This window comes from Halomonas sp. JS92-SW72, from assembly GCF_003547075.1.
Taxonomy (GTDB): domain Bacteria; phylum Pseudomonadota; class Gammaproteobacteria; order Pseudomonadales; family Halomonadaceae; genus Halomonas; species Halomonas alkalicola.
Genome location: NZ_CP032147.1, coordinates 389,851 through 406,206 on the forward strand (window position 1 = coordinate 389,851; position 16,356 = coordinate 406,206).

15 protein-coding genes are annotated in these 16,356 nt (G+C 68.8%); 10 read left to right on the forward strand and 5 right to left on the reverse strand.

Features of this window, described 5'->3' with window-relative positions:
- Positions 1-61 precede the first annotated feature (61 nt).
- From D1793_RS01840 to D1793_RS01880, 9 genes are all read left to right on the forward strand, one after another.
- Complete coding sequence (locus D1793_RS01840; RefSeq protein WP_119023536.1) at positions 62-922, forward strand: carbohydrate ABC transporter permease; 861 nt, start codon at positions 62-64, stop codon at positions 920-922.
- Positions 923-937: 15 nt separating this feature from the next.
- The gene (gene ugpC / locus D1793_RS01845; RefSeq protein ID WP_119020630.1) at positions 938-2,083 is read left to right on the forward strand and encodes a sn-glycerol-3-phosphate ABC transporter ATP-binding protein UgpC; all 1,146 of its coding nucleotides are present in this window, start codon (positions 938-940) and stop codon (positions 2,081-2,083) included.
- A gap of 9 nt (positions 2,084-2,092) precedes the next feature.
- Entirely contained in the window at positions 2,093-2,800 is a 708-nt protein-coding gene (locus D1793_RS01850; protein WP_119020631.1) for an HAD family hydrolase, read from the forward strand.
- Positions 2,797-3,585, forward strand: a complete 789-nt coding sequence (locus D1793_RS01855) for an L-iditol 2-dehydrogenase (protein WP_119020632.1) — start codon at positions 2,797-2,799, stop codon at positions 3,583-3,585. Before D1793_RS01850 ends, D1793_RS01855 begins: the two co-directional genes overlap by 4 nt.
- A 78-nt stretch (positions 3,586-3,663) precedes the next feature.
- Positions 3,664-4,299, forward strand: a complete 636-nt coding sequence (locus tag D1793_RS01860) for a nucleoside/nucleotide kinase family protein (protein ID WP_119020633.1) — start codon at positions 3,664-3,666, stop codon at positions 4,297-4,299.
- A gap of 81 nt (positions 4,300-4,380) precedes the next feature.
- On the forward strand, positions 4,381-5,868 hold the full coding sequence (locus tag D1793_RS01865; RefSeq protein ID WP_119020634.1) for a mannitol dehydrogenase family protein: 1,488 nt from the start codon (positions 4,381-4,383) through the stop codon (positions 5,866-5,868).
- Positions 5,868-7,346, forward strand: a complete 1,479-nt coding sequence (gene xylB, locus D1793_RS01870) for a xylulokinase (protein WP_119020635.1) — start codon at positions 5,868-5,870, stop codon at positions 7,344-7,346. The genes D1793_RS01865 and xylB overlap by 1 nt, the downstream gene beginning before the upstream one ends.
- A 28-nt stretch (positions 7,347-7,374) precedes the next feature.
- The gene (gene tal, locus D1793_RS01875) at positions 7,375-8,325 is read left to right on the forward strand and encodes a transaldolase (protein WP_119020636.1); all 951 of its coding nucleotides are present in this window, start codon (positions 7,375-7,377) and stop codon (positions 8,323-8,325) included.
- A 103-nt stretch (positions 8,326-8,428) separates the two neighbouring features.
- On the forward strand, positions 8,429-9,931 hold the full coding sequence (locus tag D1793_RS01880) for a mannitol dehydrogenase family protein (protein ID WP_119020637.1): 1,503 nt from the start codon (positions 8,429-8,431) through the stop codon (positions 9,929-9,931).
- On the opposite strand, the gene D1793_RS01885 is transcribed toward D1793_RS01880, so the two are convergent.
- Complete coding sequence (locus tag D1793_RS01885; protein WP_119020638.1) at positions 9,901-10,212, reverse strand: NGG1p interacting factor NIF3; 312 nt, start codon at positions 10,210-10,212, stop codon at positions 9,901-9,903. The two genes, D1793_RS01880 and D1793_RS01885, sit on opposite strands and share 31 nt — an antisense overlap.
- A 250-nt stretch (positions 10,213-10,462) precedes the next feature.
- Here D1793_RS01885 and D1793_RS01890 point away from each other — a divergent pair, with 250 nt between their 5' ends.
- Positions 10,463-10,975, forward strand: coding sequence for a fasciclin domain-containing protein (locus D1793_RS01890; RefSeq protein ID WP_205527610.1), 513 nt, complete (start codon positions 10,463-10,465; stop codon positions 10,973-10,975).
- A 90-nt stretch (positions 10,976-11,065) separates the two neighbouring features.
- Here D1793_RS01890 and D1793_RS01895 read toward each other — a convergent pair whose 3' ends face one another.
- The 4 genes from D1793_RS01895 to ntrB all read right to left on the reverse strand — a co-directional run bounded on the left by D1793_RS01895 (position 11,066) and on the right by ntrB (position 16,356).
- Positions 11,066-13,906, reverse strand: coding sequence for an AMP-binding protein (locus D1793_RS01895; protein ID WP_119020639.1), 2,841 nt, complete (start codon positions 13,904-13,906; stop codon positions 11,066-11,068).
- A gap of 176 nt (positions 13,907-14,082) precedes the next feature.
- Positions 14,083-14,523 (reverse strand): cyanase, encoded by a 441-nt coding sequence (gene cynS, locus D1793_RS01900; RefSeq protein WP_119020640.1) that lies wholly within the window; start codon positions 14,521-14,523, stop codon positions 14,083-14,085.
- Positions 14,516-15,463: an ABC transporter ATP-binding protein gene (locus D1793_RS01905; RefSeq protein ID WP_119020641.1), complete on the reverse strand. Its 948-nt coding sequence runs from the start codon at positions 15,461-15,463 to the stop codon at positions 14,516-14,518. Before D1793_RS01905 ends, cynS begins: the two co-directional genes overlap by 8 nt.
- Positions 15,464-15,495: 32 nt before the next feature.
- Positions 15,496-16,356, reverse strand: coding sequence for a nitrate ABC transporter permease (gene ntrB, locus D1793_RS01910; RefSeq protein WP_110068279.1), 861 nt, complete (start codon positions 16,354-16,356; stop codon positions 15,496-15,498).

Here is a 16,356-nt window from a genome sequence, read left to right on the forward strand (position 1 = left end):
CACGCAACGAGGTCACAAGATGTTCAACAAGACACCTACCACCATGCAGGCCACGACTGCGATGCCCGCTACCCAGCAGGTGCTGGGCAGCCAAGGCCTGGCGGGGACCCTGGCGCGCCACAAACGCCTCTGGCTGGCGCTGCTCGCCTGGACTATCACCTTCATCATCTTCTTTCCGATCCTTTGGATGGTGCTCACCGGCTTCAAGACCGAGGCGCAGGCCATCGCCACGCCGACGCTCTTCTTCACGCCGACCCTGGAGAGCTACGAGGCGGTGCACGCGCGCGCCGACTATTTCCGCTTTGCCTGGAACAGCGTCCATGTCTCCATCGGCTCGACCCTTGTGGCGCTGTTGATCGGTATTCCGGCGGCCTACTCAATGGCCTTCCTGCCCACCAAGCGCACCAAGGGCACCCTGCTGTGGATGCTTTCCACCAAGATGCTGCCACCGGTAGGTGTGCTGGTGCCGATCTACCTGATCTTCCGCGACCTGGGCATGCTGGATACGCGCCTCGGCCTGATGATCATCTACACGCTCATGAATCTGCCGATCGTTATCTGGATGCTCTACACCTTCTTCAAGGATCTTCCCAAGGACATCCTCGAGGCAGGCCGCATGGACGGGGCCAGTACAATGCAGGAAGTGGGCTTCCTGCTCATCCCCCTGACCCTGCCGGGCATTGCCTCCACTGGTCTGCTGTCGGTGATCCTGAGCTGGAACGAGGCGTTCTGGAGCCTCAATCTCACCTCGTCCCGTGCGGCCCCCCTGACCGCCTACATCGCCTCCTTCTCGAGTCCTGAAGGCCTCTTCTGGGCCAAGCTGTCGGCCGCCTCGACCATGGCCGTCGCTCCTATCCTGATCCTCGGATGGATGACCCAGAAGCAGATGGTCCGCGGCCTCACCTTCGGTGCCGTCAAGTAATCAAGGAGCCTTCTCATGGCAACACTCCAACTCAATCAGGTCACCAAGAGCTTCGGCGATACCGACGTCCTCAAGGGCATCGACCTTGAGGTAAATGACAAGGAGTTCGTGGTCTTCGTCGGCCCCTCCGGCTGCGGCAAGTCGACATTGCTGAGGGTCATCGCTGGCCTGGAGAGCGCCACCTCCGGAGACCTGGTCCTCGATGGCCAGCGCATCAACGAGGTTGGGCCCGCCGATCGTGGTCTGGCCATGGTGTTCCAGAGCTATGCCCTCTATCCGCATATGACCGTCGAGGACAACATGGGCTTCAGCCTGCGTCTGGCGGGCGTCGGCAAGCAGGCACGTAGAGAGAAGGTGCGAGAGGCGGCCAGTATCCTGCAGCTCGAGCCGCTGCTCGACCGCAAACCCAAGGCGCTTTCCGGCGGTCAGCGCCAGCGGGTAGCCATCGGCCGCGCCATCGTGCGCAACCCCAGCATCTTCCTGTTTGACGAGCCGCTTTCCAACCTGGATGCGGCTCTGCGGGTGCAGATGCGAATCGAGCTGGCGCGGCTCCACGAGGAGCTCGACGCCACCATGATCTATGTCACCCACGATCAGATCGAGGCCATGACCATGGCCGACAAGATCGTCGTGCTGCACGGGGGGGTGGTGGAGCAGGTGGGCTCGCCGATGGAGCTCTACCACCATCCCTGCAATCGCTTCGTGGCTGGCTTTATCGGTTCGCCGAAGATGAATTTCCTGCCGGTCTCGCTGAGTGGCGTGAACGCGCAGGGCGTCGAGGTCACGCTACCCGGTGGGGGGCGCTGTCGGGTGCCGGTCAACGGTGCTGAAGTTGCCAGCGACTCCTCTCTGGAGTTTGGCATCCGCCCCGAGCATCTGGTGCTCGACGCGGCCGGCCCGCTGGAGGGAGAGATTCAGGTCATCGAGCGCCTCGGTGGCCAGACCTCTCTCTATCTGAAGATGGGTGATGACCTGATTACCCTGATGGCCGATGGTGATGTGGCACACCGGGTACATGAACGAGTGCGCTTCGGCTTCGAGCCCCATCGGGTCCATCTCTTCGACGGGCAAGGTATGGCGTTGCCGAGCCTGGAGCGACACCCCCTGGCCGGACTGCGCCGTCAGGACAACCGTTCCGCGACTGACGCCAGCAGCGTCTAGGGGGCAGGCATGGACACCCTGATCTTCGACTGCGATGGCGTGCTGGTGGACAGCGAGGCGATCGCCGAGGGGACCCTGGTGGCGCTCATCGGCGAGTGGCTGCCGGACCTTGATATCGACGCCGAACTCAGCCAGGCCCTGGGAATGACCACCGCCAATATCCTTGCTCATCTGCAGGGGCTGAGCATGCATCGTCTGCCGCCCGCGGCCACCGAGCGAGTGGATGACACCATCGAGGCGCGATTGGCCCTGGAACTGCAGGCGATCCCGGGTGTGGCTGCGGCCATCGAGGCTATCGACCTGCCCAAGGCCGTGGTTTCCAACAGCCGGCGTCGGCGCGTGCTGGCTTCGCTTGCCACCACCGGGCTCGCTCTCCGGCTCGACGGAGCGCCGATCTTCACCGCCGAGCAGGTGGCTCGGCCCAAGCCGGACCCTGCCCTCTACCGCCTGGCCGCCGCGACTCTGGGGGTGGCGCCCGCGCGCTGCCTGGTGGTGGAGGACAGCGTTTCCGGGGTCACTGCCGCTCACGCCGCCGGCATGACGGTGATCGGCTTCACCGGCGCCAGCCACATCCAGCCGGGCCAGGCCGAGCGCCTGGCCGCCGCCGGGGCCTGGCGCGTCATCGCGCACATGCAGGAGCTGCCGGCCCTGGTGGGAGTGGCGCGGCAATCGGGCTGCCCTCCCCATCATCTCAGCCAAGCGAGACACGACTCATGAAACTCGAGAACAAGACCAGCGTCGTCACCGGCGGAGCCCGTGGCATTGGCCTGGCCATCGCTCGGGCCTACCTGGACGAGGGGGCCAGCGTGGTGGTGGCCGATATCGACCCTGCGGCCATCGACGAGGCGCTGGCCGCGCTCGAAGGGGAGGGGCATGTCGCCGAGCGGCTGATGGGGGTACGCCTGGACGTCTGCGACCGTGCCCAGATCGACGCTCTGGTGGCCAGCGTCACCGAGTGCTTCGGAGGCATCGATATCCTGGTCAACAACGCCGCCGTCTTCGACATGGCGCCGGTGCTGGAGGTGACCGAGGCGAGCTATGACCGCCAGTTCGATATCAACGTCAGGGGGCTCTTCTTCACCCTGCAGGCGGTGGCCAGGTCCATGGTGGAGCGCGGCCGGGGCGGGGCGATCATCAACATGGCCTCCCAGGCAGGGCGCCGCGGCGAGGCCCTGGTGAGCGTCTACTGCGCCACCAAGGCGGCGGTGATCAGCCTGACCCAGTCCTGTGCCCTGGACCTGATCCGCCACGGCATCCGCGTCAATGCCATCGCTCCCGGGGTAGTGGATACCCCCATGTGGGAGGAGGTCGACGCCCTCTTCGCCCGTTTCGAGAATCGCCCCCTTGGCGAGAAGAAACGCCTGGTGGGCGAGGCGGTACCCTATGGGCGCATGGGGCGACCCGAGGACTACGCCGGTCCTGCGGTCTTCCTGGCCTGCGACGACAGCGACTATGTCGTCGCCCAGACGCTCAACGTCGACGGCGGCAACTGGATGAGCTGAGCCCGGCCCGCCCTTCTTCATGGCGTGTCCCCCGCTGGATCGCCACGCCACCGCACGACAATCACGAGGAGTGCCGAGATGACGTCCATCCCCCGCGCCGACACCCTGGACGAGGTGACCTGGCGGATCCTGGCCGCCCTGGAGGGGCGCGAGCGCCTGCTGGTGGCCCTGGCCGGGCCGCCCGGCGCCGGCAAGTCCTACCGATCGGAGCAGCTCTTCCGGGCGCTGGAGCACCCCCTGCCGGGACAGGTGGTGGTGGTCCCCATGGACGGCTACCACTTCGACAACGCGCTGCTCGGCGAGGCCCTTCTGCCGGTCAAGGGAGCGCCGTACACCTTCGATGTCGAGGGGCTCAGGGTCGACCTCGAGCGAATCCGGCGCGCCGATGCGGAGGTGGCGGTGCCGGTGTTCGACCGTCCCCTGGACCTGGCCCGGGCCGCTGCCCGCCGGGTCACCTTCGAACACCGCATCGTCATCGTCGAGGGCAACTACCTGCTGCTCGATCAGGCGCCCTGGCGCTCGCTTGCCGGCCTCTTCGACCTGAGTGTGATGCTCGAGGTGGAAGACGAGGTCCTCGAGCGTCGCCTGATCGAACGCTGGCGGGAGATCGGCCTGGACGAGGCGGTCGCCCGTCGCAAGGCGCTGGACAACGACATGCCCAACGCCCGCCTGATCAAGACCACCTCTCTTCCGCCCGACCTGGTGTGGTGCTGACGCCACGCCGCGGACCGACAAAGACGACGCCGAGAGCGCTCGGCCTGGAACACGCCGGGCACGGCTCGGCCGGAGACTCCCATGACCCGACTCAAGAACGACAACCTTTCTCGACTCCCTAGGGAAGTGGCACGACCCGCCTACGACCGTCGCGAGGTGACCCCGGGGATCGTCCACTTCGGGGTCGGCGGCTTCCATCGCGCCCATCAGGCCATGTACCTGGATGCCCTGATGAACCGTGGCGAGGCACTGGACTGGGGCATCGTCGGGGTCGGGGTGATGCCCGGCGACCGCCGGATGCAGCAGGCCCTGGCCGCCCAGGACCATCTCTATACCCTGGTGATCAAGCACCCGGACGGGCGTCGCGAGCCGCGGGTCATCGGCAGTCTCATCGACTATCGCTTCGCCCCCGACGACCCCGCGGCGGCGATCGAACTGCTGGCCGACCCGACGATTCGCATCGTCTCCCTGACCGTCACCGAGGGGGGGTATAACGTTCATCCGGTCTCCGGCGAGTTCAACCTGGCGGCCCCCGATATCCGCCACGACCTCGAACACCCCGAGGCCTCCCGCACTCCCTTCGGGCTGATCGTCGAGGGCCTGGCGCGGCGTAGGGAGAGGGGCATCACGCCCTTCACGGTGATGTCCTGCGACAATATCCAGGGCAATGGCGAGGTGGCCAGGGAGACCTTCTGCGCCTTTGCCCGGGCCCGAGACCCCGGGCTCGCCGACTGGATCGAGGCCGAGGTGGCCTTTCCCAACGCCATGGTGGACCGCATCACCCCGGTGACCAGTGAGGCCGACATCGCCGAGCTGGTGGCGCGTTTCGGCGTCGAGGATGCCTGGCCAGTGGTCTGCGAGCCCTTCACCCAGTGGGTGCTGGAGGAGCACTTCGTTTCCGGCCGCCCGGCTCTGGAGAAGGTCGGGGTGCAGCTGGTGGAGGACGTGGCGCCCTACGAGCTGATGAAGCTGCGCCTGCTCAACGCCAGCCACCAGGCGCTTACTTACCTCGGCTATCTCGCCGGCTATCGCTATGCCCACGAGGTGTGCCGGGACCCGTTGTTCGTCGACTTCCTGCTCGACTACATGCGCCGCGAGAGCTCGCCGACCCTGGCCCCGGTGCCGGGCATCGACCTGGAAGCCTACCGTCTGACCCTGATCGAACGCTTCGCCAACCCGGAGGTGAAGGACACCCTGGCGCGGCTCTGCGCCGAGAGCTCCGATCGGATTCCCAAGTGGCTGGTGCCGGTGATTCGCGAGCAGCTGGCCAATGGCGGCGAGATCCACCGCAGCGCGGCCGTGGTGGCGAGCTGGGCCCGCTACGCCGAGGGCGTCGACGAGCGGGGCGAGCCCATCGAGGTGGTGGACCGTCTCAGGGAGGAGCTGATGGCGCTGGCACAGCGCAACCGTGAGCAACCGACCGCCTTTATCGAGAACCGGGAGCTGTTCGGCGACCTGGCCGAGGCCCCCCGCTTCCGAGAGGCCTATCTCGATGCCCTGGCCTCGCTTCATGGGCGCGGCGCCCGTGCCACACTGGAAGCACTGGTCACGTCACGAGGAGCGGCCTGATGTACCTCGGTGTGGACTGCGGGACCCAGAGTACCAAGGTGGTGGTGGTCGATGTCGAGGGGGCGCGGATCCTCGCCGAGGCGAGTCGCCCTCATCGCCTGATCGAGGGGGAGGGCGGCCGTCGCGAGCAGGAGCCCCGCCACTGGATCGAGGCGCTGCGCGGTGCCCTGGGTGAGGCGGTGAGCCGAGCCGGCCTCGACCCCCGGGCGGTGCGCGCCATCGGCGTCTCCGGCCAGCAGCACGGCCTGGTGGCCCTCGACGCCGCCGGCGAGCCGGTGCATCCGGCCAAGCTGTGGTGCGACACCGAGACCGCTCCCTGGAATGCGCAACTGGTCACGCGCCTGGGCGGTGAGGCGGGCTGCCTGGACAGGCTGGGCCTGGTGCTCCAGACCGGCTACACCGCCTCCAAGCTGGCCTGGCTGCGCGAGGTCCACCCCGAGGCCTATGGGCGCATCGCCACACTGCTGCTGCCCCACGACTTCCTCAACTTCTGGCTCACCGGCGAGCGGGTGACCGAGGCCGGCGATGCCTCCGGCACCGGCTACTTCGACACCCGCACCCGGCGCTGGCGCGAGGACGTCTTCGCCCTGATCGCCCCGGAACTCGACCCCGAGCGGGTGTTGCCGCGGCTGATCGCCTCCCGCGAGCCGGCCGGCATGGTGCGGCACGAGGTGGCCCGCGAGCTGGGGCTTTCCGACGGCGTGCTGGTGTCGAGTGGTGGGGGAGACAACATGCTGGGCGCCATCGGCACCGGCAATATCCGACCGGGACTCGTCACCCTGAGCCTCGGCACCTCGGGCACCATCTGCGCCCATTCGTCGGCGCCGGTGATCGCCGACAGTGCCATGGTGGCCAACTTCTGCGCCAGCCACGGCGGCTGGCTGCCCCTGATCTGCACCATGAACGTGACATCGGCGACGACGCGGATCCGCGAGCTGTTGGGTCTCGACCTGGCGAGCTTCGAGGCGCGCATCGCCACTGCGCCGATTGGCGCCGAAGGGGTGACGCTGCTGCCCTTCTTCAACGGCGAGCGGGTGCCCATGCTACCCGAGGCCACCGCCAGCCTCGATGGCCTGACCAGCGTCAATACCACCCAGGCCAATCTGTGCCGGGCGGTGGTGGAGGGCGCCACCCTGGGGCTGCGCTATGGCCTCGATCAGTTCGGTGCCCTGGCCGAGGGGGCCGAGGAGATCCGCCTCATCGGCGGCGGCTCGCGCAGCCCGGTGTGGCGTCAGATGGTCGCGGACATCACCGGGACCCCGGTGGTCTGCCCCGCGATCACCGATGCGGCGGCCCTGGGCGCCGCCCTGCAGGCCGCCTGGTGTCATCGTGGAGGGGGGCTGGCCGACCTGTGCTCGGGCCTGGTGACCCTCGACGAGGCCTCCCGCGCCGAGCCCGACCCGGCCAGCGTCGCCGCCTATGACGACATCTATGCCCGCTATCGATGCAGCCTGGCCGCACGCCACGCCATTGCCTGATCAAACCTGACAACAAGAGGAGCTTGCCATGACCACACGACTCGATGCCCTGAAGCGACACTCCCTGGTGGTGGCCGATACCGGCGATCTGGAGGCGATCAAGCGCTACCGGCCCCATGACGCCACCACCAACCCCTCCCTGCTGCTCAAGGCCTTCGAGCTGCCCGCTTATCAGGCACTGATCGACGAGGAACTCGCCGCCGTCAGGAGCGAGTATCGGGACGCCCGGGACCGGGTGGAGCACGCCGTGGATCGCCTCGCCGTGGCCAAGGGGGTGGAGATCGCCAAGGTGATCCCGGGGCGGATCTCCACCGAGGTGGCCGCCCGACTCTCCTTCGACAAGGAGGCCAGCATCCGCAAGGCCCATGAGCTGATCGAGCTCTATGAACGGCGCGGCGTGGGCCGCGATCGGGTGCTGATCAAGCTGGCTGCCACCTGGGAGGGCATCCGCGCCGCCGAGGTGCTGGAGAGGGAAGGCATCAACTGCAACCTGACCCTGCTGTTCAGCGACGCCCAGGCCCAGGCCTGCTTCGATGCCGGGGTCTTCCTGATCTCGCCCTTCGTCGGCCGCGTCACCGACTGGTACAAGCGGCAGACCGGCCGCGACTTCGCCCCGGAGGAGGATCCCGGGGTGCGCTTCGTGCGCGGCGTCTGCGAGCGGGGCGGCCGCGGTGGCTACGCCACCGTGGTGATGGGGGCGAGCTTCCGCACCACCGGCCAGGTGCTGGCCCTGGCCGGCTGTCCACGCCTGACCATCTCGCCGGCGCTGCTGGAGGCGCTGGCGGCGGAGGAGGGCGAGGTCACCCGGGCCGTGACGATCCCGGCCGCCGGCGAACGGCCGACGCCCCTCGACGAGCCCAGCTTCCGCTGGGCGCACAACCAGGACGCCATGGCCAACGACAAGCTGGCCGAGGGCATCCGCGGCTTCTACGAGGATCAGTGCACCCTGGAGGCACGACTCGCCGAGCGGCTGGGCTGAGAGGGAGGGCGGCGTGCCGAGCCGAGTGCGCTCTCGGCCTGATGCGCGGATAATGTCAGCGACCGACGTCGCCCGGCCTGCTGCAGGGTCAGGAGGAGATCCCATGGCGCTGCCACTGTCGCAGAAGTCCCTTGCCGCCCTCGGCCAGGACGTCGGGGTGCCGGCCTATGACCGGCGCGGGTTGGCGCCAGGGATCCTGCATATCGGCCTGGGCAATTTTCACCGTTCGCACATGGCGGTGTACCTGGACCGCCTGCTCGAACGAGGCGAGGCCCATGACTGGGCGATCATCGGGTCCGGCGTGATGCCGGCAGATGCCCGGATGCGCAAGCGCCTGCAGCAGCAGGATTGGCTTACCACCATCGTCGACCTCGACCCCGGGGGGAGCTCGGCGAGGGTGGTGGGTGCGATGGTCGACTTCGTTCCCGTGGAGCCTGCAGCCATCGTCAAGGCGCTGTGCGACCCGCGTATCCGTATCGTCTCGTTGACCATCACGGAGGGCGGCTATTTTCTCGACACCGCCACCGGTCGGTTCGACGCGAGCCATCCGCGGATCCGGGCCGATGCCGCGGCCCCGTCGGCTCCGCGGACCCTGTTCGGCATGCTGGTCAAGGCGCTGGCCGAGCGGAGGGCCAGGGGGCTTGGGCCCTTCACGGTGCTCTCCTGCGACAACCTGCCCGGCAACGGCAATATCACGCGACACATCGTCGTCGGCCTGGCCGAACTCATCGACCCTGACCTGGCTGACTGGATCAGGCGGGAGGTCACATTTCCCAACTCGATGGTCGACTGCATCACGCCGCGTACCACGGCCCGTGAGCGGGAACTGGTCAGTCGACGCTTCGGCATCCGGGATGCCGCGCCGGTGGTCTGCGAGCCTTTCCGGCAGTGGGTAGTCGAGGATCGCTTCTGCGCCGGGCGTCCCCGCTGGGAGACGGTCGGCGTCCAGTTCGTGGACGACGTCTCTCGCCACGAGACGATGAAGCTGAGGATCCTCAACGCGGGGCATGCCAGCATCGCTTATCTCGCGGCCCTGCTGGGGTATCGTCATGTGCATCGAGCGGTGGCGGATCCGGATATCCGTGACTGGCTGCTCGCTCTGCAGCAGCGGGAGATCATCCCCCTTCTGGAAAAGGCCGACGGGGTGGACTACAGGGCCTATCTGGAAGGCGTCCTCGAGCGCTTTGGCAATGCCGAGGTCGGCGATACCGTTGCCCGACTTTGCGCCAGCGGGTCCACACGCCAGCCTAAGTTCGTGCTCCCGGTGATCCGCGATGCCCTCGCCAGGGGCCGGCCCATCGAGGGCCTGGCACTCGAGCTGGCCCTGTGGTGCCACTTCTGCAGGAAGGCGGGCGAGGGCCACGGCGTGCCCGCGCTCTCGGATCCCCTTTCGTCACGGCTGAGGGAAGGGGCGCGACGGGCCAGCCGGGATCCGCAGGCCTTCCTGGGGGTCCGCGAGATCTTCCATGACCTGGTCGATTCCCGGGAGCTGCTGACGGCCCTGGCGGGATGGCTCGCGGTCATCGACGACCGCGGCGCCCGGTCGGCCGTGCGGCGCTACGTAGTGACGGGGGCTCACGGCGCTTCCAGCTTCCAGACGTCGTAGGCCGGCTCCTCGTAGGGGTGGGCCAGCCTGAGCGCGGCCACGGCGGCCTGGATGCGGTCGTCCTCGCAGACCAGCTCCACCTTGAGCTCCTCGACGCGCTCCAGGTCGCCGACGCGGCCGATATGCGGGTTGGCCCCGGCCAGCGGCCGGAACTGCCCGGTGCCCCGGGTCTCGAAACAGCACGCCTCGTAGTCACCGATGCGTCCCGCGCCGGTGGCGAACACGGCTTCCTTGACTGCCTCGGCATCCGCCACGGGCACGAAGAAGGCCAGCTTGTACATCGCGGTTCTCCCTGTTGGTCGGTATCGGGTCGGGGGCATCCCCTGCGCCCCCTTGTGCCATAGCCTGGGCGCCGCGTCAGCCCGACGGAGAGGGAGTGACGAAAAAAGTAGCGTGACGCGGTGAACTTCTTGTCCAGTAAATGTACAAATAATCTGTCATGTACAGGAATGTTCCCGCGGTTCGGGTCTCCTGACAGGCACCGATGATTGACGAACTGCCCGCTGGGCAATCCCTCAAGGAGTGACACCAATGACGAGCTTCAAGGCAGCAACCCGTTGGATGGGCGTCGGCGTGGCCGGCCTGATGATGGCTGGCGCCGTGCAGGCAGGTAGCCACGGTGGCGGCCATGACCATCCGGACATCGTCGATACCGCGGCAGCGGCCGGGCAGTTCGAGACCCTGGTGGCCGCCGTCGAGGCAGCGGGTCTGGTCGACACCCTGAAGGGCGAGGGTCCCTTCACCGTCTTTGCGCCCACCGACGAGGCCTTTGCCGCCCTGCCCGAGGGCACCCTGGAGGAGCTGCTGCTGCCCGAGAACCAGGAGACCCTGCAGGCGATCCTCACTTACCACGTGGTGGCCGGCAAGGTGATGGCCGAGGATGCCATGGGCCTCGAGAGCGCCGAGACCGTTCAGGGCCAGGAGATCACCATCACCACCATGGACGGCAGTGTGATGATCAACGAGGCCAACGTGATCCAGGCCGACATCGAGGCCAGCAATGGCGTCATCCACGTGATCGACGCGGTACTGCTGCCCGAGTGACCCCCTTTCCGCGCTTCCTCCAGTCCCTTGCTCTTGCCGCCCCTCGGGGCGGCCTTTTTATGGGCGACGGCTGCGGCGTGAGCCGGTGGGTCAGCGCGCCTGCCGGTCGGGGTCGCCGCTCTCGCTCAGGATAAAGGCGCGGGCGGCGTCGCGCAGCCGGACCGCCTCGGCCCAGTCGTCGGCCTGGGGCGCGAGCGCCTCGCCGACGCAGACCCGCACCCGGCCGCGGCGGGGCAGCCACTCGGTCCCGCGCAGCACCGCCCGGGTACCGCTAAGGGCCACCGGGACCACCGGCACGCCGGCATGCGCGGCGATCACGAAGGCCCCCATATGGAAGGCCCCGAGGCCGGCCGTGGCGTCGAAGGTGCCTTCGGGGAAGAAGGCCAGGGCGTCGCCCTGCGCGAGGGCGGCGGCGATCCGCCGGGAGTCCCGGGTGGCCTGGCGGGGGTCGAAGCGCTCCACGAACAGCACGCCCAGGCGCCCCAGTACCAGCTGCGGCAGCCGGCGGCGCTGCAGCTCGCTCTTGGCCAGATAGCGAAAGCCGCGAGGCAGCGCCGCCGTCAGGGCCAGGGCGTCCAGGTAGCTGGCGTGGTTGGCCACCAGCACGCAGGGCGTCCGGCGGGGCAGATGCTCGAGGCCGCACCGCGCGAGGCGAATGCCGGCGAGCCCCGCGGCCAGGCGGGCGAGGCGATGGGCGAGTGCCCAGCGCCAGGCGAGGCGGGGCAGCGGCAGCGCCAGCAGGCAGAGCAGGACGGCGCCGAGGCCGAAGATGCCCCAGGCATAGCCGGCGTAGAGGCGCTCGCCGAGCCACCCGAGCCGCCACCGGGCGCGCTGCAGGCCGGCCCTGGCCGCCAGGCCGAGCGCCTGGCGCCAGACGGGGGGCGCGTCCGCCCCGAGGCGGCCGCAGCGATAGCGCTCGGCGGTGGCCGCCCGGCGGATCTTGCCGCTGGAGGTCTTCAGCACGCTGTGGGGCGGCACCAGCCGGATCACATCGGCCGGCACATTGACGATGTCCACGCTGACCTCGCGGATCGCCCGGATCAGGGCCTCGCGGCGTGCCGGATCCGCGAGGCGGGTCTCCGCCGCCACCACCAGCTCCTCGATGCCGCTCTCGGGGTCCCGGTGGCCGAACACCGCCACGCACCCCTTCCTGACCCCCTCGAGGCGGCCGATGGCCTCCTCGAGGTCGTAGGGGTAGAGGTTGCGTCCGCCCCGCACCAGCATGTCCTTGATCCGGCCGCTGATGTAGAGATCGCCGTCGAGGAGGTAGCCGCGGTCGCCGGTGCGCAGCCACTCCCCGTGGAAGAGCTCGCCGGTGGCCGCGGGATTGTCGAAGTAGCCCGCCGTGGCGGAGGGGCCGCGAAACTCGACCTCGCCTTCCCGTTGCGGTGGCAGCTCATGGCCGTCACGGTCGACGATGCGCAGCGCGTAGCCCGGCAGCGGCGGGCCGCAGTTCACGAAGGTGAGGGCGGGCTCGCGGTCCTCACCTTCGTGAACCGCGACCGGGCGCGCCTCCTGCCGGGCCATGAAGGCCTCGCGCTCGACCCGGTCGAGCCTGAGGCCGCGGCCGGGGGCGGGAAGGCAGAGCCCCACCGCCGATTCGGCGAGGCCGTAGACCGGCATCAGGGCGCTCGGCCTGAAGCCGCAGGGGGCCAGGTACTCGGCGAAGCGCTGCATGGTGTGCGGGCTGACCGGCTCGGCGCCGTTGAAGGCGACGCGCCATCGGCTCAGGTCCAGCCCCTCCGGGCCCTGATGCGCCAGGGCGCGCAGGCAGAGCTCGTAGCCGAAGTTGGGGCCGCCGGAGATCGTGGCTCGGTGGTGGTGGATCAGTTCGAGCCAGCGCCGGGGGCGGGCGAGGAAGGCGAGGGGCGACATCACCACCAGCGGCACGGCGTGGTAGAGGCTGCCCAGCCAGGCGCCGATCAGGCCCATGTCGTGGTAGAGGGGCAGCCAGCTGACGAAGACGTCCTCCGGAGTCACCTCGAGCCGAATACCCATGGCGCGGATGTTCGCCAGCAGCTGGCCATGGGTCAGCATCACCCCCTTGGGATCCCCGGTGCTGCCCGAGGTGTACTGCAGCAGCGCCAGGCTCGTCTCGCCGGGGGGCACGGCTTCCCCGTCGGTGCCGCCCGACTCGCCGAGCTCCGCCACCGTGACCACGGAGGTCAGGCGTGGCGCCTCGGCCCGGAGCAGGCGGGCCACTTGCCCGACCTCGGGCAGCGTGATCAGGGTCCTGGCGCCGGCGTTGGTGAGGAGTCGGCCGTGGCGGCGAAGGTGCTCCGCGAGCTGGGCCGGCCGGGCCGGCGGATAGATCGGCACCGGCACCGCGGCGGCGCGCAGGATGCCGAGGAAGGCGATGAAGTAGTCCGGCTCGGAGGGCAGCATCAGGGCGACCCGGTCGCCGGGGGCGACCCCGCGCCGGCGAAGCGCCGCGGCGATGCCCCGGGCACCGTGCTCGAGCTCGGCGTAGCTCAGCGTCTTCAGGGTCTCATCGCCGGTATAGATCTGCAGGTGGGGGCGCTCGGGATGGCGAGCCAGGTGCCAGTCCATCGCCGCATTGAGGCTCTCGGCCTGGGCCGGCGGACCGGGGGCCGAGGCGAGCGCCGGCGAGGAAACGGGCCCGGGCGCGGGCAGGGGCTGCCCGCTGCCCCGGGCGGCCGTCAGCAGCGCCATCAGCTCGGCCGGGGTGTCCGCCAGCAGTGCGCTCTCGGGGAGGCGCACGGCGAACTCCGCCTCCAGGCGCAGCAGCAGTTCGGAGCGCGCCATGCTGTCGAGGCCCAGGTCGCGGTCCAGGCGGGTGGTGAGCGTCGAGCGGTAGCGTGCGCCCTGCCGGGGCTGCGTCTCCTGCACCAGGGCGTCGATCACCGCCAGCAGCCGCTGGGTGACGGCGTCGGGCGCCGGGGTGGGGCGGGATTCGTCGGATCGGGCCATCGATTACCTCACGCCTGGCGCCTACGGGCCTGTGGGGAGGGCGGCCGGCCGCGTCGGGGTGAGACCCCGCCGGCGAGTCCGGGCCCTACTGCTAGCGTAGCCGGCGCTGGGCCCATCGGCCGGAACGACAGCGCCCCGGCCGATGGGCCGGGGCGCTGTAGCGGACCAGGTGCGTCTTACCAGGCCTTGTAGGGCAGGAACTTGCCGTTGAGGGTCAGCAGCACGCGGTCCCCCTTGGGGTCCTCGATCTTGTCGACCTCCATGGTGAAGTCGATGGCGCTCATGATGCCGTCGCCGAACCGCTCCTGGACCACGTCCTTGAGGGTCTCGCCGTAGACGCCGACGACCTCGTAGAGGCGGTAGATGAAGGGGTCCTGGGGGATCGCCTCGTCCCAGGCCTTGGTGGGGAAGTCGGTGAGCGCCTCGGCGACCTCGGTGTCGACCTCCAGCACGTCGCAGAGCTTGTGGGCCACCTCGTGGCTCGCGCTGTTCATGCCGTAGCAGGCGGAGGCCACCCAGACGGGCGACATGTTCACGGCGGTGGCGATGTCGTCCCAGCTCATCTTCTTGCGGGCCTTGGCGGCGAGCAGGGTGTGGCGCATCTCGAGCTTATCCATGGTGAGTCTCCTTGGGAGTGAACTTGACCAGTTTCTCGGTGGGGGAAGCGGATGCCGGCGCATCCGGGCTGTCGGACTCGGTCGCCGATTCGGTGACCGGGTTGACCGGGCGCGGGTAGTGCAGCCCGCGGCGGTCGAGGTCGGCGGTGCGCAGCTCGCCCGAGCGGTTCACCAGGAAATCGACCAGGTAGTTGCGGATGGTGTAGAAGTGCGGGTGCTTGACGATCTCGGCCCGGGAGCGCGGCCGCGGCAGGTCGATCTCCACCGCCTCGGCGATGCGCGCCTGGGGGCCGTTGGTCATCAGGAAGATGCGGTCGGCCAGCAGGATCGCCTCGTCCACGTCGTGGGTGATCATGAACACCGTCTGGCGGTCCTGGCTCCAGATCTTCACCAGCTCGTCCTGGATCACGCCGCGGGTCAGAGCGTCGAGCGCCCCGAAGGGCTCGTCGAGCAGCAGCAGCTCCGGCTTGGTGGCGAAGGCCCGGGCGATGCTGACACGCTGGCGCATGCCCCCGGAGAGCTGGGCCGGCTTGCGATCCTCGACCCCCTTCAGTCCCACCATCTCCAGATAGCGCAGGCTGTGTTCGGTGACCTGGGCCTCGTCCCACGCCTTCCAGCGGGCGCGCACTCCGAAACGCACGTTCTCCAGGGCGGTCAGCCACGGCAGCAGGCTGTAGTTCTGGAACACCACGCCGCGCTCGAGGCCCGGGCCCTTGATCTCCTTGCCCTCCATCACCATGGCGCCATCGCTGAACTGATCCAGCCCGGCCAGGGCGTTCATGATGGTGGACTTGCCGCAGCCGGAGTGGCCGATGATGCAGACGAACTCGCCCTTCTCGAGGCTGAAGCTGACGTTCTCGAAGACCGTCAGGCCCTCGCCTCCCTTGGCGCCGGGAAAGCGCTTGGCGGCTTGCTGAACTTCCACAAAGGCATGACTCATGGTTCTCTCCTGTGGGGGATGCGTGGGGTCGGTCATTCCTGGTAGGCGACCAGCCTGGCGACGGCGCCGAGGGCCAGGTCGAGCAGCATGCCGACCACGCCGATAAGCAGGATCGAGAAGATCACGCTGGTCAGGTCGAGGTTGTTCCACTCGTTCCACACGTAGTAGCCGATGCCGGTGCCGCCCACGAGCATCTCGGCGGCGACGATGACCAGCCAGGCGATGCCGATGGAGATGCGCATGCCGGTGAGGATGGTCGGGGCCGCGGCGGGCAGGATCACCTGGAAGGCGGTCTTCATCGGCGACAGCTCGTGGGTGCGGGCCACGTTGACCCAGTCCTGCCTCACGCCGGCCACGCCGAAGGCGGTGTTGAGCAGCATCGGCCAGATCGAGCAGATGAAGATCACGAAGATCGCCGAGGCCTGGGCATCGCGGATGATGAACAGCGCCAGCGGCATCCAGGCCAGCGGCGAGATGGGTCGCAGCACCTGGATGAAGGGGTTGAGCGCCTTGTAGGCGAGCGGCGACATGCCGATCAGAAAGCCGATGGGAATCGCCACCAGGGCCGCGGCGAAGTAGCCGGTGAGCACCCGGAACAGCGAGTAGCCGAGCTGGATACCGATGCCCTTGTCGTTAGGGCCCGCATCGTAGAAGGGGTTCGACAGCTCCTGCCAGCCGCGCTCGATGATCTGCGAGGGGGGCGGTACCCGGGCGGTCTCGTCGGCGCCACCCATCAACAGCTCGTACTCGCTGAGCTCGGCGCCGGCGCCGCCCAGGATCGGTGCCCGGTTGAGCCCCTCCCAGAGGCCGAGCAGCAGCGCCAGGATCACCGCGGCGAGCAGGCCGGCGCGAAAATTGAGACTGAACTTCCACTCGGTGGTCGTGCGGTCCAT